At 48.9% G+C, this 26,750-nt stretch carries 19 protein-coding genes and 1 tRNA gene; 12 read left to right on the top strand and 8 right to left on the bottom strand.

What is annotated here, in order from left to right:
• Window positions 1-151: 151 nt before the first annotated feature.
• On the bottom strand, window positions 152-3,814 hold the full coding sequence (locus GWC95_RS06835) for a YobI family P-loop NTPase (RefSeq protein ID WP_161817941.1): 3,663 nt from the start codon (window positions 3,812-3,814) through the stop codon (window positions 152-154).
• A 442-nt stretch (window positions 3,815-4,256) separates the two neighbouring features.
• Window positions 4,257-4,329 (bottom strand) — tRNA-Lys (locus tag GWC95_RS06830).
• Window positions 4,330-4,497: 168 nt separating this feature from the next.
• On the opposite strand from GWC95_RS06830, the gene GWC95_RS06825 reads away from it, so the two are divergent.
• Window positions 4,498-5,304, top strand: a complete 807-nt coding sequence (locus GWC95_RS06825) for an SDR family oxidoreductase (RefSeq protein WP_161817940.1) — start codon at window positions 4,498-4,500, stop codon at window positions 5,302-5,304.
• Between the two features lie 29 nt (window positions 5,305-5,333).
• Window positions 5,334-6,155 (top strand): SAM hydrolase/SAM-dependent halogenase family protein, encoded by an 822-nt coding sequence (locus GWC95_RS06820; protein WP_161817939.1) that lies wholly within the window; start codon window positions 5,334-5,336, stop codon window positions 6,153-6,155.
• A 51-nt stretch (window positions 6,156-6,206) separates the two neighbouring features.
• Here GWC95_RS06820 and GWC95_RS06815 read toward each other — a convergent pair whose 3' ends face one another.
• Both GWC95_RS06815 and GWC95_RS06810 read right to left on the bottom strand, forming a co-directional pair.
• A complete protein-coding gene (locus GWC95_RS06815; protein ID WP_161817938.1) occupies window positions 6,207-7,589 on the bottom strand; it encodes a sensor histidine kinase in 1,383 nt (460 codons plus the stop codon).
• Complete coding sequence (locus GWC95_RS06810; RefSeq protein WP_161817937.1) at window positions 7,589-8,275, bottom strand: response regulator transcription factor; 687 nt, start codon at window positions 8,273-8,275, stop codon at window positions 7,589-7,591. The genes GWC95_RS06815 and GWC95_RS06810 overlap by 1 nt, the downstream gene beginning before the upstream one ends.
• A 284-nt stretch (window positions 8,276-8,559) precedes the next feature.
• On the opposite strand from GWC95_RS06810, the gene GWC95_RS06805 reads away from it, so the two are divergent.
• From GWC95_RS06805 to GWC95_RS06795, 3 genes are all read left to right on the top strand, one after another.
• Window positions 8,560-11,628, top strand: coding sequence for a beta strand repeat-containing protein (locus tag GWC95_RS06805; protein WP_161817936.1), 3,069 nt, complete (start codon window positions 8,560-8,562; stop codon window positions 11,626-11,628).
• 168 nt (window positions 11,629-11,796) lie between these two features.
• A complete protein-coding gene (gene lpdA, locus GWC95_RS06800; RefSeq protein ID WP_161817935.1) occupies window positions 11,797-13,206 on the top strand; it encodes a dihydrolipoyl dehydrogenase in 1,410 nt (469 codons plus the stop codon).
• A gap of 424 nt (window positions 13,207-13,630) precedes the next feature.
• Entirely contained in the window at window positions 13,631-15,088 is a 1,458-nt protein-coding gene (locus tag GWC95_RS06795) for a PAS domain-containing protein (RefSeq protein ID WP_161817934.1), read from the top strand.
• Between the two features lie 75 nt (window positions 15,089-15,163).
• Here GWC95_RS06795 and GWC95_RS06790 read toward each other — a convergent pair whose 3' ends face one another.
• Window positions 15,164-15,904 (bottom strand): DUF4197 domain-containing protein, encoded by a 741-nt coding sequence (locus tag GWC95_RS06790; protein WP_161817933.1) that lies wholly within the window; start codon window positions 15,902-15,904, stop codon window positions 15,164-15,166.
• A gap of 139 nt (window positions 15,905-16,043) precedes the next feature.
• Between GWC95_RS06790 and GWC95_RS06785 the strand changes: the two genes are divergently transcribed.
• Window positions 16,044-16,547: a SixA phosphatase family protein gene (locus GWC95_RS06785; RefSeq protein ID WP_161817932.1), complete on the top strand. Its 504-nt coding sequence runs from the start codon at window positions 16,044-16,046 to the stop codon at window positions 16,545-16,547.
• 33 nt (window positions 16,548-16,580) lie between these two features.
• Here GWC95_RS06785 and GWC95_RS06780 read toward each other — a convergent pair whose 3' ends face one another.
• Window positions 16,581-17,105, bottom strand: coding sequence for a hypothetical protein (locus GWC95_RS06780; protein ID WP_161817931.1), 525 nt, complete (start codon window positions 17,103-17,105; stop codon window positions 16,581-16,583).
• A gap of 149 nt (window positions 17,106-17,254) precedes the next feature.
• Here GWC95_RS06780 and GWC95_RS06775 point away from each other — a divergent pair, with 149 nt between their 5' ends.
• From GWC95_RS06775 to rimO, 3 genes are all read left to right on the top strand, one after another.
• Complete coding sequence (locus GWC95_RS06775; RefSeq protein ID WP_161817930.1) at window positions 17,255-18,841, top strand: peptide chain release factor 3; 1,587 nt, start codon at window positions 17,255-17,257, stop codon at window positions 18,839-18,841.
• Between the two features lie 451 nt (window positions 18,842-19,292).
• Entirely contained in the window at window positions 19,293-19,823 is a 531-nt protein-coding gene (locus GWC95_RS06770; RefSeq protein WP_161817929.1) for a GNAT family N-acetyltransferase, read from the top strand.
• Window positions 19,824-19,855: 32 nt separating this feature from the next.
• A complete protein-coding gene (gene rimO / locus GWC95_RS06765) occupies window positions 19,856-21,169 on the top strand; it encodes a 30S ribosomal protein S12 methylthiotransferase RimO (protein WP_161817928.1) in 1,314 nt (437 codons plus the stop codon).
• 47 nt (window positions 21,170-21,216) lie between these two features.
• On the opposite strand, the gene GWC95_RS06760 is transcribed toward rimO, so the two are convergent.
• Window positions 21,217-21,852 carry a class I SAM-dependent methyltransferase gene (locus GWC95_RS06760; protein WP_161817927.1) on the bottom strand — a complete coding sequence of 212 codons (636 nt, stop codon included), beginning with the start codon at window positions 21,850-21,852 and terminating at the stop codon, window positions 21,217-21,219.
• Window positions 21,853-22,118: 266 nt separating this feature from the next.
• Here GWC95_RS06760 and GWC95_RS06755 point away from each other — a divergent pair, with 266 nt between their 5' ends.
• A complete protein-coding gene (locus GWC95_RS06755; RefSeq protein WP_161817926.1) occupies window positions 22,119-23,570 on the top strand; it encodes an aldehyde dehydrogenase (NADP(+)) in 1,452 nt (483 codons plus the stop codon).
• 61 nt (window positions 23,571-23,631) lie between these two features.
• Window positions 23,632-24,096, top strand: coding sequence for a hypothetical protein (locus GWC95_RS06750; RefSeq protein WP_161817925.1), 465 nt, complete (start codon window positions 23,632-23,634; stop codon window positions 24,094-24,096).
• 102 nt (window positions 24,097-24,198) lie between these two features.
• On the opposite strand, the gene GWC95_RS06745 is transcribed toward GWC95_RS06750, so the two are convergent.
• Window positions 24,199-25,464, bottom strand: coding sequence for a sterol desaturase family protein (locus GWC95_RS06745; RefSeq protein WP_161817924.1), 1,266 nt, complete (start codon window positions 25,462-25,464; stop codon window positions 24,199-24,201).
• Window positions 25,465-25,698: 234 nt separating this feature from the next.
• Between GWC95_RS06745 and GWC95_RS06740 the strand changes: the two genes are divergently transcribed.
• Window positions 25,699-26,748, top strand: a complete 1,050-nt coding sequence (locus GWC95_RS06740; RefSeq protein WP_237722091.1) for a 4-hydroxyproline epimerase — start codon at window positions 25,699-25,701, stop codon at window positions 26,746-26,748.
• The last annotated feature ends 2 nt before the right edge of the window (window positions 26,749-26,750 follow it).

Below are 26,750 nucleotides of genomic sequence, written 5' to 3'. Positions count from 1 at the left end.
GATCCCACGAGTAATCCTTTGAAATGTGCACAAAAAAAGGAGTATGTAAAAACATACTCCTTGTGATCCCGCTGGGGCGTCTTAGCACTTTTCTTACTTGTCATTAGTTGTCATTACTTGGATTTAAACTGTTTTCATCCTGAATTTCGCATTACGTCGTGAATGTATTGATCCTTACGCCATTGTCTTTAATATCAAAGGATGAGATGTAATTTCGCGATTTGAGTATTGAAGCTAGTTCCGAATTATATTCCGTCATTGGTAATAGTGGCCGTTTCCCTTTGATAGTGATATCCGAATAAGGCTCGTCTAACCCGTTCAGTAATTGATCGATATTGTTATCTGGCACCTGGGACTGCTTCCATTTAAAAATGCGTATGCGTTGTTCCACGCTAAGTCGCAGGTTCAGCAAAATGGCCTCTACCAAACTGTCAGACACGCGGTAGGTATTGTTGCGCAGGATCATCTTGCCCACTTCCTCAAGCGAGCTGCCATTTTGCTTTAATAAAGCTTCGTCGCATTTTTCTGTAATCAGGTTTTTTTCCGCATCAGAAAAAGCTCCCGACTTTATCACCAGGTTAAGATCACCAGCGTCAATGGAGACGGCTGATATATCCAGGAGGAATTTTGTCCGATACTGCTCGATAAAACGAATATGGTTGGATCCATTTTCTTTTAGCGCATCAAAGTTGGCCTGGTTGAAACTGAGTTTGCGATGCTCCACGAGGCTTTTTACTTTCTTACTGGTAAGGTTCTCGATTGTCAATGAACTGAAAGAATAAGCTACAGCCGCCAGTATTTTATCATAGGCGTCGTCCTCAATTTCATCACACAGCAGTAGCTTCACGATAAAATCCCTATAAGTCCTTTCTTCGCCGCTATCTTGCGGAATCTTGGTTTTTGCAAGTGCTTCTGCGTTTTCTCCAATGCTGATATACTCCGCAAGCGGATCTACCGAAGTACTTCCGTCAGCCTGGTAATAGTCAAAAACATTGGCCCATGTCGGCAACATTTTATTACTGTTAACGACCAGCAACTTGGTTTCGGGTGTCTGAATACTTTGCAGATCGCTGATCTTAGTGGAAGTCATCTCCAGTATTTCAACGAGATAAGACTCCGCAATCGATGGTTCATTCAGCAATGAAATAAGGTCGGCTTCTACTTCTTCAGTATTGTTCTCGAGTTCCAAATAAGTAGCGGACAGGTAACTGTCCAGGTTTGCCTTGACGTATTCGATCAGCGAGGACGCCCCCGAATTCCTGATAAAATGATAATTACGTGTGGTAAAACCCAGCTCTTCATACGCACCTCTTGCATCCAGTACCAGCGCAATCATTTTCGGGTTGAGCTCGTAATAATTGTTCTCGTAAATAAATGTGATTAATTCTTTTGGAGACAATTTGATATCCAGGTGAGTAAATCTAAGATTCAGCAGTTTGATCACAGCCTTGATTCTGTCAGGGTTATCAACAATCGATAGAAAATCAGGGTAAGCGTAGAGCGCTTTGCTGAATAATTCCTGATCATACAATAGTTTAATATCCGACAGGTCCGCGTGTGCAATAATCAATTGAAAATATTTCTTTTTTCTGTCTTCTGTATACTGCGATTTGTTTTCCAGGTAGGTCCAGCAGCCTTTCCATTTTTTTAACAGTAACGCAATTAGTTTGCCGGGTTCGGAGCCGTTATCGAGGTAGCCATCAATAAAGCGGACTGAGGTAGCAGATTCACTGGCCAGGGATGAGAGTAATATATCCAATTTGTCACCAAAAGCTTTGACGGAAAGTAAGGAGTCGGCCAGTTGGTAATTCAGTACAAAGGTCGTTTCAAAATCACAGATGTTTATTTTTCTGATCAGATTTTTGGTTTTAGACAACGAATAGTCGAATGGAGTATCAACTCCTGTCTTGATATTTACCAGGAACTGGTAATCCGATTTGGTAATTGTTCCTTCATAAAACAATGAAATGTATTCGTTGTAATTTTCGTCGATGAAGCCATTGCGAATCAGGAGATTTACCAATGCGGCCTGTTTCTCGTTTTCGAAGGAAAAAATGTGCCTGCTATTCACAACCAGTTCCCGGAGTTTCAGGCGACGTACAGCGTCGATCTTCTTTCCATTCTCAGCGATCGATCTTTTAAGCGCTTCTATTCCACCATTACTGATGTCTTTGAGATCTTTTTCCCGATCTAAATATTTTTTAGACTTATTTACCTCCTCTTCAATCTGTTTGAATTTGTTTGGAATTTTTTCGGTTCTCCTGTAACTGTACTGGTATTCGACGAAATAGGTGTAGCTGCATTCATCTTTCATCAGCCGCTGAAAATTTGCATCTTCGGCCATGTCTTCCATCGTTACATCCGTGCCGTTAATAACAAAACTCACAAAACCTTTTAGTTTTGACACATAAAGTAAAAGATAGGTGTATCTCAGTTCTGTAAGATCATCGAGCATAATGGATTCAAGCTCCCCGATGCGTTGTTTTGCTTTTTCAACGGCTTCTTTCAGATTTTTTATTTGGTCCTCCTGCAACTCTTTTTTTGTTTCACCGAAAACCTTGTAAAGATTTCCCTTGTTATTACTTAACTGTGCAAAATCATTCGGGAAAAGGTTTTTATAAACAATAAGGGCGAGGAGATTGTCCTGTGTCAACGACTGGTTGATTTTCAGCCGGTACAGGAAAAACTCGTTGGTAATATTGTGCAGCAACCTCATGTCATCGATGAATCCGGAAACACTGTCAATCAGGTTCTCGGAAAGTTTGTATTGCGCCGTCGAGGCTTTTGCCAATAGTTTCTGACTGGAGTTATTCGGATTAATGATCGGGATAATGGGTATGATGAATTCGAAGAACTTGGTTCTTTCATTATCTTCCCGAAACATATCATCCCTTACGGCATAGATGAAAACGATCTCCCTTTTTATTTTTTCTGAATTGTTAATCAGCAGGTTGATTTCGCGAAGTTTCGTGAAAATATCTGTTTCGCGGAAGCGGTCGAGGTCTTCGATTACCACCACATTGTATTTGGTGACTTCAAAAAAGTAAAGGATTTCATCCAAATGATGATTGAGTATTGATTTGCTGATGTTTTTGTCAATGTTTATTTCCGCATTGTGAATTTTGAGCTTTTCGATGCTTATCCCACTTATCAGGCGAATCGAACGGTAAATAATCAGCAGTAAACCAAGAATGAATATTACGATGGATGTCCAGTGGATCGCATCGGGAACCTTGTAGTCCTTCTTCAGCAATAATCCCGATGCAACTATCGCGGGAAAAAACAATTCCAGGCAGGCCAGTGCAAATAATAACAGACATACTGTTGTCAGCAATAACTGCCAGAAAGAGAAGCTTTTAATCTTTCGGAATCTCGAATCCGGGATTTTCCGGTCGTTTTCATGATAGAAGATTTGCTGCAGAATACTCAATTCAATCAGGCGCAGGAGTTCGTTTTTGACGGGTGGGGTTGCGGGGTTTTCCTGCGCTTTCTCTTCCTGAAAGGTGGCCAATGAAATAGGCAGGAAAGTATTTCCCTTTCCTTTCCTGCTTTTCATATAGGTTTTCAGGATACTGCTTTTCCCTGAACCGTAAGGTCCTGTCAGGGCAATATTGTAAATTCCATACTTTTTACGATGCTCAATTGCCCAGTCAATGGCCTGCAGGTATTCATCTACGTTTTCCGCTGTATCACTGGCGGAAAGCGGGGCGTACGGAAGTTCGGGACGAGCCGAAACATTCCATTTTGTTTGAAGATTTTGCAATCCTGCTATCAGTCTGTTGAGCGCCGAAAGCGCCATTTTAGGGATTTTCATGCTGAGGAAATTTGAAAAATGAAAGATTCGCGGGGACCCGCGGGGACACGGGGTATGGGATGGGGGGAGTGCCAAATTAACCATAATACTGAGAAATTCAAAAGTCAGATATCTACAAGCGAGAGATGTTACACTATCGTTACTGAGCCGTTATCCATTCCGGAATCCCACTCTTTGTGCGGCGAAGGGTTTATTTTCTCAGCAACGATGTACAACAGTTGTTTCAGTAAAGCAGTTTTAAACTGCTTTTTTTACGCGTTGTACGTGATGAAAAAATTATGAAATGCCTAGTGAGTTTTGTAACTTTACTAAGTGTCAAACGGTGATGCAAAGTCACAACAAGTTACACCAACTAAACAGCTCTTTTACTCCACAGATAGACAACAGATAGACCAAAAAAAAAGAATACCGTTGATTTTCAACGGTATTCCATGGTAATTAGTGATCCCGCTGGGACTCGGACCCAGGACCCATACATTAAAAGTGTATTGCTCTACCAACTGAGCTACGGAATCGAACCTTTCCGGCGGAAAAAAGGGGTTGAGGCTTTTTTCTTTGGGAGTGCAAAAATAGGAGAAAAAGAAAACCAGCCAAATTTTTATAAAACTATTTTATGCTAATTACTCACACTTCGTCAATAACTCAGGTGCGAACTGCTTATTTTTGCTGCATAACAGTTCCTCATGTCTACATTCAAGAATAAAGTTGTGGTGGTTACCGGCGGATCCGAAGGGATCGGTAAGGCGCTTGTCGACGCTTTTCTCCATGCCGGAGCCAAAGTAGCCACCTGTGGCCGTAATTACGATAAACTTTACCAGCTGCAGTCTACCTACCCCGGCCTTCCCCTCTTCATCCATTCTACCGATGTGAGCAAGGAAGCCGATTGCCAGAATTTTATCGATGGTGTGATCAAGGAGTTTGGTACGATCGATATCCTCATCAACAATGCCGGTATCTCTATGCGCGCCGTTTTTGCTGAGGCAGAACTGGATACCATCCGCAAAGTGATGGATGTGAATTTCTGGGGCACCGTTTACTGCACCAAATTCGCCTTGCCATACATCACCAAGAACCAGGGAACCATTGTGGGCGTGTCTTCCATTGCCGGTTACCGCGGCCTGCCCGGGAGAAGCGGGTACTCGGCTTCCAAGTTTGCGGTGAACGGATGGCTGGAATCGCTGCGCACAGAACTGCTTGACAGCGGCACCAATGTAATGTGGGTGTGCCCTGGCTTTACCGCATCCAATATCCGCAACGCGGCCCTGAACGGGGAAGGAAAATCGCAGGGGGAAACACCAATGGACGAAGACAAAATGATGAGCGCAGAAGAATGCGCAGCGCATATCCTCGATGCCATTACCAAAAGAAAACGTACACTCGTACTCACTTTCACAGGTAAAAGGGCCGTTTTTATGAACCGCTTTTTCCCGGCAATGGCCGATAAACTCGTCAGGAAATTTTTCTTCAAAAACGGTGAGTTGGTGAAATAACTGTACGCTTCATACGTTTAACTGTCACCATGCCCATTCTAACGTTGACAACAGACTTAGGCCAGCGGGATTATCTCTCCGGCGCTATCAAAGGACAGTTCCTTAGCCTGTTGCCCACGCTGAACATTGTAGACATCACCCATTATCTATCGCAGACCAATTTTCCGCAGGCGGCATATACGTGTAACAATTCGTTCAAACATTTTCCTCCGGGAACTTTTCACCTGGTGATCGTTAACTTATTCGAGTCGCCCGTTGATCATTTGCTCATCGCGAGACACAACGAACAGTTTATCATTTGCCCAGACAACGGTTTGCTCACCATGATCACAGGCAACAAACCCTGGGAACTTGTATCGTTTGAAGTGGGCGCCAAAAATACGTTGCTTGAAATAACACAGCTGGTGGCTGAAAAAGTTGCTGCGATCGCTGATACCGGCAATCTCTTATCAGGCGGTCAACCGGTTAGCGACATCGAAGAAAAATACCCGCTCCGCGCCACGCTTGGCCCCAACTGGATGGAAGGGCAGATCCTGTTCATTGATAATTTTGAGAATGTTGTGATCAACATCACCCGCGAAGAATTCAACGAACAGCGAAACGGGCGCAAATTCAAGATCGTGTTCAAGCGGAACGAGGTGATTGAAACGATCAGCGATAATTATACTTCTGTAACCGAATCGGAGAAACTAGCCTGGTTCAATTCTGCCGGCTATCTTGAAATCGCGCTCCGCAATGGAAACATGGCCGGGCTCTTCGGCCTGCAGGGTTTTAACGAGCAAATGCAGCAAACAGGATCGGCCTCGGGAAACAAATGGTTCTACCAGACGGTGCGGATCTTTTTTGAATAGTGCAGATTTGCATGTTTGAAAGCAAGAGCCACAAAAGCCATTGCTCAAAACTCAATTGCCTCCCGCTGCCGATGGCAACACCACCGAGATCACCATATTTTCTTTTTCTATTGCAGCTTTGATCTCTCCCTTGTGTAAGAGAATGATCCTTCGTGTAAGCGAAAGCCCGAGACCGTAACCGCGCTCATTGGCGGCGTTGCTGCCGCGCTGGAAGGGTTGGAAGATCTTGTCAACCTCATCCGGCCGAAGCGATTGGTAAGCGTTTGAGAAACGGATGGTGATCCGGGAACCGGTAAACGACAATGAAATATTCACCGCATGGTCCGGCGCATACTTGCAACCATTTTCAGCAAGATTGCGGAAGGCAGACAGCAACAGTTCGTAATTGCCATCGATCATGCACAATTTTTCATTCTCCGGCAGTTCATCAAACAAAAGTTTGGCGGTGTAATTCGGTGCGATTTTTTTGAGAAGGGAGGGAAGCTCCATCAGGATCTCGTCTACCCTCGTCGATTCAGTATTCACCACACCGCCACGCGTTGTTCGTGCAATATTCAGCAACTGCTGGGTAAGCGCGCTCATGTGCTGCACATCGTCGCGCACAGAATGCAAGACTTCCAGGTATTCTTCATTGGTCCTGCTTTTTTGAAGAATGACATCGATCTGGTTGCTCACCGCCGTTAGGGGGGTTGACAACTCGTGGGATGCATTGGAGATGAAACGCCCCTGCAGTTCGAAAGAATCCTGCAGGCGCTGCAGGAGGTTGTTGAATGTGACGGCGAGTTTGTTCCATTCATCGTTCACCGTTGATTCGGGAAGACGGTTCTCTATGTTGTTTGCGGAGATATTGTTTACCGTGGTTGCGATCTTATCTACGGGTCTTAACAGTTCTGCGCTGAAGATCCACCCGATCAAAAACGTAAAGGCGATCGCTGCGAGGAAGGCGAGGGACAATGTTTTGGTAAGTTCCGAAAGATTCTTTGATCCGTTCTCATCGATCGAAGAGATCAATATCGTGATCGGTTTTGCGTGATTGTAATGAACGGCGAGCAATTGCCTTTCGCCGATACTGCTGCTCGATGTTCCGAATTGCCTTGCGTCTGTAAGAAGGGAAGGATCTACAGAAAAAGTATCGCCGGGCAACCGCGAGAAATGATAGATGGATTTGCCTGAATCATCGTAAACGGAAAGCGTTAACCGGGACAAAGAATTGCTGTTGGTTGCGCTGTCGAGCTTCGACAGAAAAGCATACCCGCTGCTCGAAGGGAGTTTCGCAAGCAGGGAAGCAACCGTGGATGTACGGTTGTGCATGCGTTTGTAGAAATCGCGCTGCTGTTGTTTATCCGTTATATAATAAGTAAGGATACAGAGCGCTGCCAACAGCGTTACGGTAAAGAGTACGAAAGCAGCGGTGATCTTGTAGCGGACCTTCATCAGGATTCATTTTCTTTCATAATGTAGCCAAACCCCACTTGTGTATGGATCAGTTTAACCGGGAAATCCTTGTCTATTTTTTTCCGCAGGTAATTGATGTACACTTCAATCGTATTGGTATTCGTATCAAAATCGATGTTCCATACATGTTCCCCGATGGCAGTGCGGCTCACTACTCTTTTTTTGTTGCGCATGAGATATTCGAGCAGCTGGAACTCTTTTGCAGTAAGCGGGATGGTAGTGCCCGAACGGGTAACCTGTTTGGTATCGAGATTCATTTCAAGATCTGCAAACTGGAGAACATTGCCCACCGGTAAATTTTCATTGGAACTTCTTTTGAGCAATGCCCGTATGCGAACGGTAAGCTCCGCAAAGGAAAAAGGTTTCACCACGTAATCGTCTGCACCGGCGTTGAAGCCCTCCACCTTATCAGGAACGGAGCCGAATGTGGTAAGCATCAACACAGGAATGGATGTGTTTTTTGAACGGATCCTTTTGCAAAGCTCTAGGCCATTGATCTCGGGAAGGTTGATGTCGAGTATAACCAGGTCGAACGATTGGTGGTTGAACAATTTTTCTCCCATTTTCCCGTCGTATGCGATGGTTACCTCGTAATCGAGTTCTTCGAGGCCCTTCTTCAGCGAATCCGCAATTTTCTTTTCGTCTTCTACAATCAGGATGGTCATGGGATAAAGGTAACGGTGAATCGTGAATGGTGGATCGTGAATACTTCGTGTGAATGAGCCTGATCCGTAACTACACCAGGCGTTCTAATCTCTTTCTAATCTCATTCTAATCGCAGGCTAATGCTGTCCTAAGAAGATTTTAAGGCGGCAGTTCGTAATTGCAGCATTAGGCGGACAGGTCTGCTTAATGGCTTGGGATGATTATCCTGTTTAAGATCCGGTATCCTGTAAAGCCATGTCTCATGCATAGCATTGATCATAGATTTTTCTCTACCCGTACAATGATGAGAAACGGTTTGCTCCGGTACTTCCTACTTTTCGGTCTTCTTTTTTTGTTTGCGTTTAATGCTAATTCCGCCAACCGTTTTGCAGTTGCTTCGGGTGCCTGGAACGCTTCCATATGGTCCACTACTGCAGGGGGCTCCCCAACGGCAAGCGTGCCGGGGTCGGGCGACCAGGTTACGATCAATGCGGGCGTTACGGTAAACATTACGGCTGCGGCCAACGCGGCAACGCTCACCGTTAGCGGAACGCTTAATTTCAACAGTGGTTTCGACCTCACCATCGCCAACGGAGGAAATGTATCGGTGCTGAGCGGCGGTGCATTGATATTTGATGCAAACGGCCAGATCGTCGGCGGTGGCGCTACGGGTACAACGGGGGTGGCGGTGAAGATCAATTCCGGGGCCACGCTGGTTACCGCCAATGCAACCGGCTTTATGGCAGGTGTAAACAATACCGTGCTTACCGGGAGCATCGCCATCAACAGGGGGGCGAGGATCGGGCCCGTATACAATACCGGGGTCGATTATGTCTACAATTCGGCCTCCGCACAAAACATAGGAACCGGCCCAACCACCATGGGCGATCTTACCATCAGCAATACCGGCGTTGTATCGGCTTCAGGAAACTTTACCGTGGCCGGGATCCTTACGATCGGAGACAATGCAACGCTTTCCTTATTAACACGTACACTCACGCTGTCTGGCGGCGGAACAACCCTCGCCATGAGCAGTACCGGAACGCTTTCACCAGGTACCAGCACGGTTGTTTACAGCGGAACCACGGCGCAGGACATAACCGGCACCACTTACAACAACCTCACTTTTTCAGGAGCGGGCGCCAAAACCTTTCCTGCCGGCAGCGATGCTTCTATTGCAGGCAACTGGGTCACGGGAACGGCAAACATAACGATGAGCGGTGATGCCAATGTGAGCGTTACAGGCGCGATTTCCGGCTCGGCGCAGATCACCATGGGATCGGGATTCCTGACCGTTGGTGGCACAACCACCGGCGCGTTCGGTAACTCGGGAACCTTTAATGCAGGAACGGGAACGGTGATCTACAACAGGTCGGGCGCACAAACACTAAAACTTGCCACTTATAATAACCTTACGCTGTCAGGCACCGGCACCAATGTAAAAACCATTTCCGGCGCCATAACCGTGAACGGCACCCTTACAATGGAAGGAACCGCAACGGTGGCCACCACGACTCCGGGTTACGGCGCCGCAGCCGCATTGGTGTACAGCTCAACTTCGGCAAGAAATACGGGACTGGAATGGCCCGCGCAAATGACGCCCACCGGCGGCATAACGGTAGCGGGCACGGGTGCGGTAAGTTTGAACGCGAACAAATTGCTGCAGGCAGGCGTTCCGTTGATCATAAACAGCGGGGCGACATTAACCACGGGGAACTTTGATCTTGTGCTGCGCGACGATCTTGTGAACAACGGCACATGGACCACCTCAACCGGAGATGTTACGGTAAACGGAACCGCCGCGCAGGCCATCGGAACCTTCAGTACAACAGGGGCATTTATATCAACCAAGACAGGCGGAACGGCAACGCTGACCGGGGACATCATAGCAGGTACAATGACCATCAACGGCAGTAACGGAACGGTAAACCTGGGCGCAGGAAGAACACACGAAGTGGTTGGCGCCGTAACGCTCACGACCGGAACACTGAACGGCAGTACCAGTGTTCTGAAAGTAGGGGGAAACTGGACCGGCACGGGCACCGTCTTCACCGCCACTGGTGGAACCGTAAATTTCTATCGCGCAGCGCAAACATTGTCGGCCTCCGGTGCAAAAACATTTTACAACCTTACTTTCTCGGGCGGCGGCAACAAAACAACAAGTGCGGGAACCACGGTTGTGAACGGAGTTCTTTCACTCGAAGACATTGCCGCACCCGCCGGCACCTTCCCAACCTACGGCACGAATGCGACCCTACGTTACAATACATCGACCGGGAGAACCGCCGGCAACGAGTGGCTGGCAACTTTTACAGCTTCAGGCGGGGTGATCATCGATAATACGGGAACGATCGCCATCGGCGCCAACAAGGCTTTTGGCGTAAACGCACCGTTCACGATCGCCAGCGGCGCAACCTTTAATGCAGGCGCATTCGATATGAATTTCGGCAACGATTTTATCAACAACGGTGGTACCTGGACAGCCAACTCGGGCGATGTAACGCTTTCGCTCAACGGCACACAAAGCATTGCAGGATTTACCACAACCGGCCTGTTCAGCATGCTCAAAAATGGCGGAACCGCAACCCTGCAGGGCAATGTCAACTCCAATGGTTTTACACTCAATGGCGCAGGCGGTACGCTCGACCTGGGTGCAGGATTAACGCATACTTTCAATGGAACCTATACAAATACGGCAGGCACCGTGAACGGCAATACAAGCACGATGAACCTTGCGGCAGATGTAGCATCATCAGGAGGTACCTTCAACCCGCAAACGGGAACCGTTAATTTTACGGGTAATGTGCCGCAGGCGGTCCCGCCCGTGACCTGGTACAATGTCGGGTTTTCGGGAACAGGGCTGAAAGTAATGGTAGGCGAGGGCGGTGCTTCCAATGTGATGACGATAGAACCCGGCGCCACGGTTGATATGGGTGCCTTTACATTCACTCTTTCAGGAGCCAATGATCCGCTTGTGATCAATGGCAACGGAACGCTGGTTCCTTCCACTTCGGTGATCGGGTTTACCAACGCAGGGGCGGTAAACATACCGCCGATCAATTATTACAGCCTGTATGGAAGCCTGGCCGGTGGCACGCGCACCTTCAGTTCATCCGGCCCCTATGGCATCGCGGGAACGTTTACGCCAGGACCCGCCACGTACAATGTAACAGGCAGCACGGTAGATTTCAACGGCGCAGGCGATCAACCCATTCCGGCCTTCACTTTCCACCGGCTGGTCGTGAGCAATAATGGCATCAAAAGGATCCAGGCTTCGGTTGTGGTGGCATGTCAAAGCATCGATATCAACGACAACGCTTCGGTAGAGGTGCATACAGACGCTTTGGCCAAATTAAACATCACGGGTCCGTAGCATCGGAACCTTGGCCATTTTGCAGGTAAACAGTAATTTCTTCCTCCCGGTGATCAGAAGCCCGCAGCCCCGCCCGGCAGCTGCGCCCAACAGCTTTCTTTGCCATGTCGGCACAACCAAGTATTTTTGCAGCCTCAAAAGAACTTCTCACTCAATCAAAATAATAGTATGGCATACGATGTAATTGTACTAGGCAGCGGTCCGGGCGGTTATCCGGCGGCGATCCGTGCTTCTCAGTTGGGATTTAAAGTAGCGATCATTGAAAAAGAAAGCCTCGGCGGTATCTGCCTCAACTGGGGTTGTATCCCTACCAAAGCGCTCCTGAAAAGTGCGCAGGTTTTTGATTATATGAAACACAGCACCTCTTACGGCATCAACGCTTCGGATGTTTCTGCCGACTTTGGCGGTGTGATCAAACGCAGCAGGGGCGTAGCCGATAAAATGAGCAAAGGTGTCCAGTTCCTGATGAAGAAAAACAAGATCGATGTGATCATGGGTTTTGGAAAGATCAAGGCCAAAGGGCAGATCGAGGTTACGGGCGCTGATGGCAATAAGCAGCTGGTAGAAGGAAAATACATCGTGATCGCAACCGGCGGCCGTGGTAAAGAATTGCCCAACCTGAAACAGGACGGCAAAAAAGTGATCGGTTACCGCGAAGCAATGGTATTGCCCGACCAGCCGAAAAGCATGATCATCGTTGGAAGCGGTGCGATAGGGGTTGAGTTTGCTTATTTCTACAACAGCATGGGAACAAAAGTTACCATCGTAGAGTTCCTGCCGCGCATCGTTCCGGTAGAAGACGAAGAAGTTTCAAAAGAACTCGAAAAACAATACAAGAAACAGGGTATCGAGATCATGACCAATTCTTCTGTAGAATCGGTTGATACAACCGGCACCGGTGTAAAGGCCACTGTAAAAAAACAGGATGGCAGCACCACCACGCTTGAGGCAGACATCGTGCTCAGCGCAGTGGGTGTGGTAGCAAACATTGAAGGGATCGGTTTGGAAGAGAACGGCATAAAGACAGAAAAAGGAAAGATTGTTGTGGATGCTTACCAGCAAACTTCTGTTCCCGGTATCTATGCGATCGGTGATTGCTCACCGGGCCAGGCGCTTGCGCACGTAGCCTCTAAAGAAGGCATCAATGCGGCAGAGCACATCGGTTACAATGAGAAGAAAACAAACCACCTGCCGGATGTCATGGATTACAACAACATCCCGGGCTGTACCTACTGCTCACCCGAAATTGCAAGCGTGGGCTATACCGAAAAAGCCGCGAAAGAAGCAGGATACGAACTGAAGATCGGCAAGTTCCCGTTCATGGCCAGCGGAAAAGCAAGCGCTGCCGGCGCAACGGAAGGTTTTGTAAAAGTGATCTACGACGCCAAATACGGCGAACTGCTCGGCGCACACATGATCGGTATGAACGTTACCGAATTCATCGTAGAAGCCGTAGTGGCACGCAAACTCGAAACCACGGCCCACGAAATACTGAATTCAAGTCACCCGCACCCAACCATGAGCGAAGCTTTCAAAGAAGCGACAGCAGTTGCTTACGGTGAAGCAACGGATATTTAACGAGCAGCCCGGCGAATGATGTTGAATGCTTCAACACATCGCCAGACTAAATTACTCAACCAATGCCCTTTGGGCAACGGTTTGCGGCCCCGTAGGGGCGATACATAAAGCAGATGGAATGTCTCTTAACGTGTCGCGTACTACGGGGTCTTTTTTTTTACCAGCTTTTTGTTACAGCATGTTCCTTCCCCCCAGGAACAAGTTTGGTAACATCGGAGCCCGTTAACCGGTAACCGTTCCCCGCGTTCGCCGATAGCGGTATCCGCATGTTCTATAAGTGTTTTTTAATAATTGAAACCAATACCAATACCGGTCTTTTTTTTATATTTATCAGTGAGGCTACAGTATACAGCGGGAAACGGGATATGCCGGCGCAGATCCTGTTTTGCCGCCAGATACCCGGCCCATCAACCAAACCATTCGCGTGCAAAAGCCTGATGCAGATATTTCGTTTCCATTTCAACTGTTGTCGTCAACGGTGTTCTACGTTGTGTCAACAGATGCGGATGGCCGCATCAAAAATGCAAATGCCTTGTTCGGGGATCATTTCGGAACGGGTATTGGTAACGGGGCGGGACAAATGTTCAGCGATGCTTTGCCTGCGCAGGATATTCCCTCTTACTATGCGGCGGTAGTGAACTGTTTGCTGTTTCCATCGAAGAGCATCACGATCAACCTCAGGAAACGGCAACTGGTCTCGAACCGCCCCGACGAATGGGTGCGTTGGGAGCTCTCGGCTTCGGCAGACGGGGCGAAGACGATCCTGCACATTGGCCATGCCATCTCCTGGGCCGAGGCAAAAGAAACGGAGCCGCAGGAAGGGATAACAAGTTATGACCTTGACATCACCAAGCTAAAGGCGCTGGTGAACCACATACCTGGCGCTATTTACCGCTGCCGCGGCGATGAACATCTCTCCCTCGAATTCTTCAGTGATGAGATCGAAAAACTCACCGGCTATACGGTTGACCATTTTATGAAGAACCAGGCTACGGGTTATTCGCAACTGGTACACAAAGACGATGCGGCGCAGTTGAAAGAAACCATTCACAACGCCGTAATTACAAAAGAGAAATTCGAGATCGAATACCGCATCGTTAAAAAAGACGGGGAGATACGTTGGGTATACGAAAGCGGGCAGGGCGTGTACGATGATGAGGACAAGGTAGACTACATCGACGGTTGTATTTTCGACATCACCCGCAGGAAACAAACCGAAGCCGCTCTCGCCAAAAGCAAAGACGAGCGCCGCGATACCCTCAAGCGACAGGAGGAGCTGCTTCAGCGCTTAACACTTGCCACCGATTCAGCGGAGATAGGCATTTTTGAGATCGACCTCGGTACAGGTGCCGTGATCTGGGATGACCGCATGTATGAACTGTACGGTTATCCCAAAGACACGCCACTCAGCCTGTACAAAATATTTTATACCGCCATGCATCCGGATGATGCGCAGCGCATGAACGACATCATCAATGAACTCATCTCCCGGAAAAAAGAAGTGAACGGCGCGGTGTACCGGATCGTTTTGCCGGATGGGAGGGTGCGCCACATCGAGTCACATGCCATCATTAAAAAATCAGAAAGCGGTGGATTGGTTAGCCTGATCGGTACCAACCGCGACGTAACCGAGGCTGTGCAGGTGCAGGAGAAGATCAAGATGCAGAACAAAGTGCTGCGCGAGATCGCCTTTATCCAGTCGCACGAAGTGCGCAAGCCCCTTGCCAATATACTCGGTGTGATCGAGATCCTCAAGGTAAGCGGCGCCATTCATGAACTTGAGATCTGGGAGCACCTTGTTGAAAGCGCCAACGAACTTGACCAGCAGATCAGGGTCATCGTAAACAAAACAAACAATATTGACGACGATGTTTTCAGGTAAGTAAACCGGAAGCACGATGTCTGGTCCTGGAATTCCGTTCCCTGTTTTATGGATCAGCTGCTGCCAGGGCCGTCTTTAATTGCCGCCGCCAAACACTTTCTTCAGGATCTCCGATGTTCGGGCCACCGGATCTTTCCGTATGCTTTTTTCTTCGAGCGCCACCTGGTAAAAAATGCCGTTGAGGGCCTTATTGGTAACATAGCTCGAGAGATCGGGGTCGATCTTTTGTCCGCCGCCGAATATGTTTACTTTATTATAGGAAGTGATCAGCGTGTTCCAATATTTTGTTGCATTCACTTTCTCAAGCGATGCCTTGATCACCGGCATGAAGGCCGTTGTCAGTTCTGCAGTGGTTTTACCGCGCAGGTAACCTGTAGCCGCGGTGTCTCCGCCTTTGAGAATGCCAACCGCATCCTGGAAGCTCATTTGTTTGATGGCGTTCCCGAAAATGGGTGCCGCGCTTTTTGCCGCGTCTTCAGCGGCGCGGTTCATGCTGAGGATGGCATCGTCTACCTGCTTGCCCAGGCCCACCTTGCGGAGCGTAGCCTCAACTTTCTGCGCTTCGGGAGGTAGTAATATTTTGAGCGCGGCATTGGCAAAAAAACCATCCACCTGCGATAATGTATTCGAGCCTTTCTGCGACCCCTGTATCAAAGCTTCTTTCAGCCCGGATACGATCTCGTCGGTACTTAATCCTGTACCTTGTTTGCTTCCCACCGCGTCTTTGGCTTTGTTAAGCAATCCTTTTAAACCCTGGGCCTGTGTTGTTGCGGCAACGCTTACCGCGATCAAAAAAAGAGTAATGATTTTTTTCATGAGTTGGCTTTATCACGGAACCAGGCCAGGCATTGGCCGCTTCCGTTCATCAAATATAAAAGCAGCGGGGTGAACAGGGTGTGAAGGATTTGCTATCTTTAGTAACAAACAAAAAATCACCAAACCAATCCACCAGGATATGAAAAGAATATTTTCCCTTTTGCTCGCCGCCGTTTGCCTCACCGTTGGTGTGAATGCCCAGGATGCGTCGAAGCCCGCTACATATATTTTGGTGCGCCATGCGGAGAAACAGGCAACGGGTGGGGCAGACCCGGCCCTCACGCCGGAGGGTGAGCAGCGTGCGCAGAAATTGATCGAAACTTTGAAAGGTTATGTGCCGGATGCGGTTTATTCAACCAATTACATTCGTACCCGTTCTACGGTAACGCCGCTGGCAACGAAATTCGGCAAGGAGATCCAGTTGTATAATCCCGGCAAACAGGCAGAATTTGCCAACCAGTTGCTCGACATGAAAGGGAAAACGGTGGTGATCGTGGGCCATTCCAATACCATCCCTGCACTGGTTAACCTCCTGGCCAAAAACACCAAATTCCCCGACTGGAGCGATTCGGTATACGATCACTATTTTATCGTTACCGTAAATGCACAGGGTGAGGCTTCCGCAAAGGAGCAGACGTTCTGATAAAAAAATAAAGGGTTGTGAAATTCCCGCCCGTTACTCACTCACGATCCCGATCACCGTACTCACCGGCCCGTACAGGAAATCGCTTTCGCGGATCCAGTAGCGTTTGTCGGAAAGGCGCGACCGGTACGTATAAACATGGTTCTGGCTATTGAGGCCCAGCGCCTCGAGCTGGTCTACATAATGGCCGCGGTCGAAGATCCAGAAACGGTTCTTGGCGCTGCGGATGAACACGCAGGGCTGGTCGGAGCCAAGCTCCACCGCTTTTTCTTTGTTGCGCTCCGCCGTTGAAAAGCCGGGCAGCAGAAAATACTTCTGCAATGCATGCACATACACAATGAAATCGCCGTTCTCAAGCGGAACGGTCTCAAACTCTGTGCTCTTCAGGAAGTATTCCGTGGGTTTGTGGTAGAACCAGAAAGTATTGTTTTCTGAACGCATCCATTTCAGATCCTTGTAATCGATTTTGGCCAGGTCGGGCTGCTTGCCGGGCTGATCGCCCTGCGAAAGACCGAACAGGGGAAACGCTAATATTACCAGTAGTTGTCTGATCGCCATTTTGTTTCTGTATGGATCGCTAAAACCGTGCCTTTGTGGGGGCGGACGGCGGATTACCGATGCGCATTCACCGATAAGTTACAGGTTATTTTTTTTAATTGGGTGGTTTTTCACCCCGTAGCACCCCTTTGCGTACTTTTGCCGCCGTTATGAAATTTGAGAAAGAGATCAACAGGCGTAAAACCTTCGCCATCATTTCGCACCCGGATGCCGGTAAAACCACTTTGACGGAAAAGTTGTTGTTGTTTGGAGGCGCGATCCAGGTGGCGGGTGCAGTGAAGAGCAATAAGATCAAGAAACATGCAACCAGCGATTTTATGGAGATCGAGCGGCAGAGAGGCATTTCTGTGGCCACCTCCGTAATGACCTTCGAATACAAGGACACCCTGATCAACCTGCTCGATACGCCCGGCCACAAAGACTTTGCTGAAGATACGTACCGTACACTTACGGCGGTAGACAGCGTGATCCTGGTGATCGACAGCGTGAACGGGGTAGAGGCCCAGACCCGGCGGTTGATGGAGGTATGCCGGATGCGCGATACACCCGTGATCGTGTTCATCAATAAAATGGACCGGGATGGTAAGAACCGCTTCGACCTCCTGGAAGAAATCGAAAAAGAACTCCATATTTCGCTGCACCCCATGACCTGGCCGATCAACAGCGGGAAAGAATTCAAAGGTGTTTACAATATTGATAATAAGAGCCTTAGGCTGTTTACTGCAAGTACAAAAGCCGAAGAAGACGATGTGATCGGCATCAGCGACCTCAACGATGCGACCCTCGACGCGATGGTAGGCGACCGCGATGCGGCCCAATTGCGTGAGGATGTGGAGCTGATCGATGGCGTTTATGGCGAGCTGAAAGTAGACGACTACCTGAGCGGGCGGATCGCGCCGGTGTTCTTTGGTAGTGCGGTCAATAATTTTGGGGTGAAGGAGATGCTCGACACCTTCATCCGCATCGCCCCGGTTCCCCGTAGCAGGGAAACCTCTAAACGTACGGTGGATGTGGGCGAGGACCAGTTCAGTGGTTTTATTTTCAAGATCCACGCAAACCTCGACCCCAAGCACCGCGACAGGATCGCGTTTATGCGCGTCTGCAGCGGCCGGTTCGAGCGCAACAAATACTATCACCATGTTCGCCTCGACCGCGACGTGCGTTTCAGCAATCCTTATAGTTTCATGGCACGCAGCAAGGACATCATCGACGATGCCTATGCCGGCGACGTGGTGGGCCTCTTCGATACAGGCAATTTTAAGATCGGGGATACCCTCACCGAGGGCGAAGACTTCTATTTTTCCGGGATACCTACCTTTTCACCTGAAATTTTTAAAGAGCTGGTGAACAAAGATCCTATGAAAACTAAGCAGTTAGAGAAAGGCGTCAGCCAGCTGACCGACGAAGGCGTTGCCCAACTTTTTACGCAGTTCGGTGGTAATAAGAAGATCATTGGCTGCGTGGGAGAGCTCCAGTTTGAGGTGATCCAGTATCGTTTGTTACAGGAATACGGAGCCGCAGCCGAGTTCAGGCCGCTTCCCTTTTACAAAGCCTGCTGGCTGACGAGCGAGGACCCGAAGAAACTCGATGACTTCCTGCGCTTCAAACAGCAGAACTCGGCCGAAGACAAAGACGGGCACCCGGTTTACCTCGCCCAGAGCGAGTGGTTCCTGAATACCGAGATCACCAATAATCCCGACATTAAGTTTCATTTTACCAGCGAGATCCATAAATAGGATCTCTTCCTGGAATAAACTGCGCGGCAGCTCCTGTCGGTCCCTCGTTGCTTACGGGGACTGGTAGGAGCTGTATTACATTCTACTCCGTTCGGGTCATCGCTTTACTTGCAGACCCCGGTCGTTTGAACTTCAATTAAAATTTAAAGTAAGGATTCTTTGTTACCGCATCCTTGCCAATGGGTATATTTTGGATGTAGTAAAATCCGATTTAGTAAATTGATTGGTAGATAATTATAATGATTTACTTAACTAAAATTATCGATTAGAGTAAAATATCGACAATTGGGATGCTATATTGGCAGTTCGGGTGATTAAATTTTAAATAAATCAATGTAAATAATTAAAAATCAGCTAAATGGTGTTTTATTATAGATCCATATAAGTGATTTTACCCGACTGCTTGTTTGTTTAACGACATTTACTAGTTTCGGCTCCGCAAAACACAATTATGGTCATATTTGAAACAGAGCGCCTCGTTGTACGCAGGTTCGGGCCGGAGGATGGTGAGTTGTTTTTCCAGGTGAATGGAAGCCCGGAAGTGATGCATTTTATCCGCCCCCCAAAATCCCGCGAAGAGAGCGACGCCTTCTTCAGGGAGAACCTGGACTTCTACCTCGACCATTCGCTGCTGGGCCGTTTTGCTGTTTTCGCCAAAAACGATGGAGCTTTTGTGGGAACCTTTTCTTACCTGTATTTGTCCGGCGAAGCCGATTTTCACCTCGGTTATGCATTGGTGCCCGGGGCCTGGAACAAAGGCTACGCGACCGAGCTGGTGCGGATGGGCATTCCTTATTTTTTCGAAAACACCCCGCACCCGGTTGTTCACGCGATCGTTTCGCCCGAAAACCATGCCTCTCAAAACGTGTTGAAAAAAACCGGGTTCCTGTATAAAGAACGCTCGGAACAGGCCGGCAGCCCGGTAGATGTATTTTACATTAACAGGAACTTAGGCACAGGATCGGCCATCGCAGGGCGATAAAGTCGCGCCGTATCTGTACTTTTGCGCCGCGTATGAAAGCAAGAACCCTCAAGAAAGACAAAGTAAACATCATTACCCTCGGATGCAGTAAGAATCTCGTGGACAGCGAAGTGCTCAGCGGGCAACTGGCGGCGAACGACATCAGCGTGGTGCATGAGAATACGAAACTTGACCACAACATTTCGGTGGTAAATACCTGTGGGTTCATCGACAAGGCCAAAGAGGAAAGCATCAATACCATCCTGGACCAGCTGGAGCTGAAACGGAGGGGAAAACTGGATAAGGTTTATGTAACGGGTTGCCTGAGCGAGCGCTACCGCGCCGATCTGGAGCAGGAGATGCCCGAGGTGGATGCCTGGTTCGGCACCCTTGAACTGCCCCTGATCCTGAAACAATTTGATGCCGATTATAAAACCGAACTGCTCGGCGAGCGCCTGCTCAGTACCCCGAAACACTATGCCTACCTGAAAATAAGCGAAGGCTGTAACCGCACCTGCTCGTTCTGTGCCATTCCGCTGATGCGCGGCCAGCACGTGAGTAAGCCAATAGAACAGCTGGTGGCCGAAGCCGAAGGGCTGGTAAAGAAAGGGGTAAAGGAAATTATGCTGATTGCCCAGGAACTTACTTATTATGGGCTGGACATTTATAAAAAACGGGATCTTCCCAGGTTGCTCAATGCCCTTGCAGATGTGAAGGGCATAGAATGGATCAGGCTGCATTATGCCTACCCAAGCAAATTTCCGCTGGAGATATTGGATGTGATGCGCGAGCGCGACAACATCTGCAAATACCTCGACATGCCTTTGCAACACGCCAGCAACAACATGCTCAAGGCCATGCGCCGCAACATCACCCGCGAGGAAATGGGGGAACTCATCAAAACCATCCGCGAAAAAGTACCTGGTATTTGCCTCCGCACCACCCTCATCGCCGGCTTCCCCGGGGAAACGGAAGAAGACATTGAAGAACTGAAAGGATTTTTACAGGAACACCGTTTCGACCGCGTAGGGATCTTTAATTACAGCCATGAAGAGAACACTTCCGCTTACGACCTCGCAGACGATGTACCGGCCGACGTAAAGGCCGAACGCGCCCAATCCGTTATGGAAATGCAGCAGGAGATCAGTTACGAAAAGAACCAGGAAAAGATAGGCAAGGTATTCAAAGTGATCATCGACAAAAAAGAAGCCGGCCGCTACCTGGGACGCACCGAATTTGATAGTGTTGAGGTAGACAACGAGGTTGTGATCCACTCAACCGGCAAACTGGCCATCGGCGAGTTCGTGCATGTACGGATCACGAAGGCATACGACTACGATATTGAAGGGGAAGTGGTGATCGAATAGCAATAAGAATTCTTTCCAGCCATTTATTGTCGGACGCAATCCCCGGATCACCCCGCCACCTGCACATAATAATCAAACAAAAACGCCGGTTTCAGCTTTTCTGTCTGCAGTACGGACAGGTTCTGTTGTTTAAGGAATGCTGTGTATTCTTCGAGGTCGTACTGGCAGGGATGGAGGATGTCTCCCGGCAGCGCGCGGAAAATGTATTTAAAGATCTTATGGTTGTGTGCATCGATGGACACAACCAGCCTTCCGTTTGGTTTTAGCAGCCGCGCAAGGTTGGCGTAGCTTTTTTTTATGTCGGCAACATGGTTGATGGCATTCATGCAAAAAATGACATCGTACTTTTCTCCATTGTCAAAATCTTCCAGTCCGGCTGTTTTGAAACGCACATTCGGGTAAAACGATTTTTTAAAATGCGGCAGGTCGGCCTCGTAAGACTCGATCAATGGATCGAACGCGGTCACATCGTGTTCGGGAAATGCCATGTAGATGCCCGCGGGCCCGCAACCCGCATCGAGGATCTTTGACCCGGGGTGGATATCCAGGTGCGAAAGCTTTTCCAGCAGTCCTTTCCAATAGTTCAGTTTCCAGGACCGGTAGCTGTCCACATCTTTGTTCTTCAGGTAACGCTGCCACCATTTACGTTCTGCCTTTTGGGCAATTTTCCAGAGTACACTCAAGCCGGGTCTTTTTATTCGGGGTGAAAGTAGTGCACCGCGCCCGAATTTTCAAACAACACAACATTTTTCAGCCGCCCTTGTTTTGGTTATCTTAGCGGTGTTCAGTTAAGAATCGCTAAATATTTATTACTTACGGGAAATAGGTGCGGGTTCGGATCCTTCAACTTTGCGTCCGGTAGGTAATGAGTGGCCGGGATCAACCAATAGATGGATCCGCGCTGAATTCACCTTGAAACGCATCTTTTACGATCACAAAAAACATCAACATGATAAATAAAATTATGCAGCAGTCTGCCGAAGCCTTTGTTTCTTACCGCAAAACCTCTGCAGAGAGCAGGGCGGTGTTCCTGGAAACGATTGCTGCCAATATCGAATCGCTGGGCGAGGAATTGATTGGCAAGGCGTCTGAAGAGACCAATCTCCCTGCGCCGCGTTTAACAGGCGAGCGGGGAAGAACCACGATGCAGCTGCGTATGTTTGCCCAGATGCTCCGCGAGGGCAGCTGGGTAGAGGCATCGATCGATACCGCAAACCCCGATAAGGTGCCTGCAAAACCCGACCTTCGAAAAATGCTGATCCCGATGGGGCCCGTTGTTGTTTTTGGCGCCAGTAATTTTCCTTTCGCCTATTCAACGGCGGGTGGAGATACGGCCAGCGCGCTGGCTGCGGGATGCACGGTTGTGGTAAAAGGACATCCCGCGCACCTGCAAACCTCCACCCTGGTGGCCGGTGCAATAGAAGCGGCGATCGTTGCCTGCAACATGCCGGCACATACATTTCAACACGTAACCGATTCATCGTTCGAAGCGGGAAAGGCGCTGGTTCAGCACGATGAGACCGCTGCGGTTGGTTTTACAGGATCTTATACAGGCGGCAGAGCGTTGTGGGATTATGCCGCGGCGCGTAAAAACCCGATCCCTGTGTTCTCTGAAATGGGAAGCATCAACCCGGTGGTACTGCTGCCTGATACGCTCGACGTAAACACAGAAAGCGTTGCAAAACAATATGCCGGATCGATCACGCTGGGTATGGGACAATTCTGCACCAATCCCGGCCTGCTCATCGCCATCCAGGGCGAAGGGCTCAACCGCTTCCTCGATGTTCTTTCGAAGGAAATAGACGCGGTTGTGCCCGCAAAAATGCTGCACAAAGGAATTCACAAAGCATACTTTGAAAAAATGGAAGCCGCGCTCAACCAGAAAGGTGTGAAGCTGGTGGCAAGATCGTCTGCAACACCCGGCGACATGGAAGCGCAACCCTCGGTTGCTACCGTGGAAGCCGGCGTTTTCCTGGAAGATCCATTGCTGCACGAAGAAGTATTCGGCCCTTATTCTTTGCTGGTGATCTGTAAAGACGAAGCCGAACTGAAAGCGGTATGGCGCTCGCTTACCGGCCAGCTCACCACTACGTTGATGGGCACGGATAAGGATTTTGCAACGCATCATTCTTTACTGGACATTGCACCATCTATTGCAGGGCGCATCGTGTTCAACGGCGTTCCAACAGGAGTGGATGTTTCAGCAAGCATGGTGCATGGCGGGCCGTACCCTGCATCAACCGACAGCCGTTTTACCGCGGTAGGTGTGAATGCTGTAAAAAGATGGGTGCGCCCCGTGTGCTACCAAAGTTGCCCTGATGCACTGCTTCCCGATGAACTGAAAGCAGCCAATCCATTGGGCATCTGGCGCCTGGTTGACAATGTGTGGAAGAAGGATTAACGTGGATACCGTTTCAGGAACGGATTTTGCTGAACTTAGAACCATCACCCAAGGCCACAACATGCGGATCCTGATCGTTTTTCTTACCTGCGTTATCAGCAGTTGCTGTTTTGCCCAGGCAAACCGCAAAACGGTAACGTTAAAAACAAAGACGCCGTTTCGCAACAGCCGTGTTGTTCCGGTGAAATTGCCTGTAACAAAAGCTGCCGACCGCATCGCGGGTGTTGTGATCGCAGGTGATCAAAACATTGATTCTGTTTTTTCTCTTGTAACGGGCCTGGTCATCAGGATCGAAAAAGTAGGCAATGCGGATATGGTCTCCGTAAGACATGGCCGTTATGTTGTTTTTCTAACCGGCGTGTTCGAAAAGCTGATGGCTAAAGAATGGCAGTGGGTAACAAAGGGCCAGCCCCTTGCCGTGATGCGCGCCGCCGGGCAGGAAACAAACCAGGTAGATGTGGCGATATACAAAAAAGACAAACGGCTGTCGGAAAACGAGGTACTGGAGTATTTGAAGGCACTGTGATTAACAACCTGGCACCACTTGCTTATAAATAAAGTTGAAAGAAAAAGCGATCATGATGTTCTGTTCATGATCGCTTTTTTATTGAGGCTAGCTCCCGCAGTGTTAAACAGGCTGCGTTGATAGATCTCTTTCTTCCCAAAAAGAAAAATAAAGAAACGATACGAACGACAAAACAAAATATCCGATCAATACAAAATTGATCAAAGGCGAATATTGGTTGGTTCCAAACCAATCGCCATTGTAAAGGATGAGCCCGATGCCAAAAACGGCTTTCAACATCTCCCACACCCATGCATAGGAATTGCCATCCATTAATTCAGTAAAGGAGTAAACATAAAGGAACACGAATGCGCCGTAGAAAAAGATGCCCGGCGCCTTGATCTGCGCCACGTGTCCAAAGAAATAACTTACAAACAGCAGGAGGATCGAGATCTGTATCCACACGCAGGTGAGCAGGGCGGTACTTGTTTTGGTTTCGTACTTGTCAAAAGCATATACATCTTCTATTTTGTAAACCGGGTATTTCTCCGCCACATCTTCCGGCCTCCAGCCAGTTGGCATGAACCATACACGGAGTTTGTCTTTCACGCTTCTCGTGCGCCATGCGTCTTTCATCATCAGCGCCATGTGCTGGAAATTTATTTTGATGGGGTTCCAGGTCTGCACCGGCCGCGTGATGCCGTACACAGGTTTTACTCCTGGCAGTTCTTCCTGGAAAGTGCCAAACCATTTGTCCCAGAAAATAAAGATCTGCCCATAGTTCTTATCTAAATATTCTTTGTTGATGGCGTGGTGAACCCTGTGGTGCGAAGGCGTAACAATGATCTTCTCCAGGAAACCCATTCTGCCGATGTGCTCGGTATGGTACCAGAACTGCGCAAACAGATGCAAGGGCGCCACTACCGCAATAACCTGCGACGGAACGCCAAGCAGTGCAGCCGGCAATAAAAACACAGTGAACACCCTTATGAAAATGGAAATGTTCTGGCGCAGTGCGCAGGCCAGGTTAAAATCTTCGCTGCTGTGGTGAATGATGTGGCTGTTCCAGAAGAAGTTGATCTCGTGATCAATGCGGTGGGTGAGGTATCCTGCAAGATCCAGCGCAAAAAACGCGATGATGTAAACCCAAACCGTTGACCTTACATGAACGATGGCCACATGGTCAACCAGCCAGCCGTATGTGATGATGGCGATGCTGAGCCCGAGTACGTCTTTGGTAGAATTGGTGATGCCCGAACTGAGGCTCGAGATCATATCCATCGGCCGCACCGTATCTTTCCCTTTGCGCCAGCCCCACCATTTTTCAAAAAGAACCAGGGCCAGGAAGGCGGGCATCGCAATCAGTAATATTTTTCCGTACTGTTCCATGACAATCGTAGATGAAAATAAGCAGAAGTGGGTAAAAAGGGGGTTAAAATTGCAGCGATTTTGTTTACGGTTTTAAGCGGTGAGCCGATCGGCGGCTTTTTAGCGCCCGCTGCGCGTGGTGCAAGCTCAAAACCGCATCATTTCGGGTAAAATCCGAAAAGTTCTTTTGTACCCAATCCCTAATCTTTGTAAGATCATCCTTTTTAAACGAACTCTTGTAAATAGCACCACTTAATGAAAGCGAGCCCACTGCCGTATACCATGCCTGTTCCCGGTCATCTCTCCGGCCATATTTTCTCCTGTATAGATGCACACACCTGCGGCAATCCCGTTCGTGTGGTTGCGATAGGTGGTCCGGAGCTGGAAGGCGAGACCATGAGTGATAAACGCCAGCATTTCCTGAGGGAGTACGACTGGATCCGCAAGGGGCTGATGTTTGAACCACGTGGGCACGACATGATGAGCGGGAGCATCCTTTACCCGCCTCACGACCCCGCAAACGATGTGGCCACGCTTTTTATTGAAACCAGCGGTTGTTTGCCCATGTGCGGGCATGGCACCATCGGCACCATCACCATCGCGATTGAAGAAGGGCTCATCACCCCCAAAACGCCCGGCATCGTGCGCATGGAAGCGCCAGCAGGACTGGTACACATCGAGTACAAACAGGAAGGTCGAAAGGTAACCGCCGTTAAACTCACCAATGTAGCGGCTTACCTTGACTCGGAAGGATTGGCGGTTGAATGTCCCGACCTGGGAGAAATAACCGTGGACGTTTCTTACGGTGGAAATTTTTATGCGATCGTTGATGTGCAGGCCAATTTCAAAGGACTGGAAAACTACGCCGCGGATCAGCTCATTGCATGGTCGCGCGAGTTGCGCAAACGCATCAATGCAAAATATACATTTGTTCACCCGGATAACCCGACGATCAATGGCTGTTCCCATATTTTATGGGCGGGTGCGGTGATCGATCCAACATCAACCGCGAGAAATGCCGTTTTCTATGGCGATAAGGCGATAGACCGCTCACCCTGCGGCACCGGAACCTCTGCCCGCATGGCGCAATGGTTCGCCAAAGGGAAACTCAAAGAGGGCGACAGCTTCATCCACGAAAGCATCATCGGTTCCAAGTTTACGGGCAAGGTAGAACGCGTTACAACCGTTGGCGGCAAACCGGCCATCATACCCAGTGTAGAGGGTTGGGCAAAGGTGTATGGCTACAATACCATTTCCATCGACCCGGCCGATGATCCATATGCACACGGGTTCCAGGTGATTTGAGT

The organism is Sediminibacterium roseum (genome assembly GCF_009939005.1).
GTDB lineage: Bacteria > Bacteroidota > Bacteroidia > Chitinophagales > Chitinophagaceae > Sediminibacterium > Sediminibacterium roseum.
Note: the sequence above shows the minus strand (reverse complement) of the source record. Positions and strands in the feature narration are given on the sequence as shown.

Coding starts and splice junctions, on each gene's coding strand:
- GWC95_RS06745 (WP_161817924.1), bottom strand. CDS start 25,464: ATGGAACAGTACGGAAAAATATTACTGATTGCGATGCCCGCCTTCCTG.
- GWC95_RS06825 (WP_161817940.1), top strand. CDS start 4,498: ATGTCTACATTCAAGAATAAAGTTGTGGTGGTTACCGGCGGATCCGAA.
- GWC95_RS06815 (WP_161817938.1), bottom strand. CDS start 7,589: ATGAAGGTCCGCTACAAGATCACCGCTGCTTTCGTACTCTTTACCGTA.
- GWC95_RS06785 (WP_161817932.1), top strand. CDS start 16,044: ATGAAAAGAATATTTTCCCTTTTGCTCGCCGCCGTTTGCCTCACCGTT.
- GWC95_RS06835 (WP_161817941.1), bottom strand. CDS start 3,814: ATGAAAATCCCTAAAATGGCGCTTTCGGCGCTCAACAGACTGATAGCA.
- GWC95_RS06775 (WP_161817930.1), top strand. CDS start 17,255: ATGAAATTTGAGAAAGAGATCAACAGGCGTAAAACCTTCGCCATCATT.
- GWC95_RS06780 (WP_161817931.1), bottom strand. CDS start 17,105: ATGGCGATCAGACAACTACTGGTAATATTAGCGTTTCCCCTGTTCGGT.
- GWC95_RS06790 (WP_161817933.1), bottom strand. CDS start 15,904: ATGAAAAAAATCATTACTCTTTTTTTGATCGCGGTAAGCGTTGCCGCA.
- GWC95_RS06770 (WP_161817929.1), top strand. CDS start 19,293: ATGGTCATATTTGAAACAGAGCGCCTCGTTGTACGCAGGTTCGGGCCG.
- GWC95_RS06820 (WP_161817939.1), top strand. CDS start 5,334: ATGCCCATTCTAACGTTGACAACAGACTTAGGCCAGCGGGATTATCTC.
- lpdA (WP_161817935.1), top strand. CDS start 11,797: ATGGCATACGATGTAATTGTACTAGGCAGCGGTCCGGGCGGTTATCCG.
- GWC95_RS06740 (WP_237722091.1), top strand. CDS start 25,699: ATGAAAGCGAGCCCACTGCCGTATACCATGCCTGTTCCCGGTCATCTC.
- rimO (WP_161817928.1), top strand. CDS start 19,856: ATGAAAGCAAGAACCCTCAAGAAAGACAAAGTAAACATCATTACCCTC.
- GWC95_RS06805 (WP_161817936.1), top strand. CDS start 8,560: ATGAGAAACGGTTTGCTCCGGTACTTCCTACTTTTCGGTCTTCTTTTT.
- GWC95_RS06755 (WP_161817926.1), top strand. CDS start 22,119: ATGATAAATAAAATTATGCAGCAGTCTGCCGAAGCCTTTGTTTCTTAC.
- GWC95_RS06810 (WP_161817937.1), bottom strand. CDS start 8,275: ATGACCATCCTGATTGTAGAAGACGAAAAGAAAATTGCGGATTCGCTG.
- GWC95_RS06750 (WP_161817925.1), top strand. CDS start 23,632: ATGCGGATCCTGATCGTTTTTCTTACCTGCGTTATCAGCAGTTGCTGT.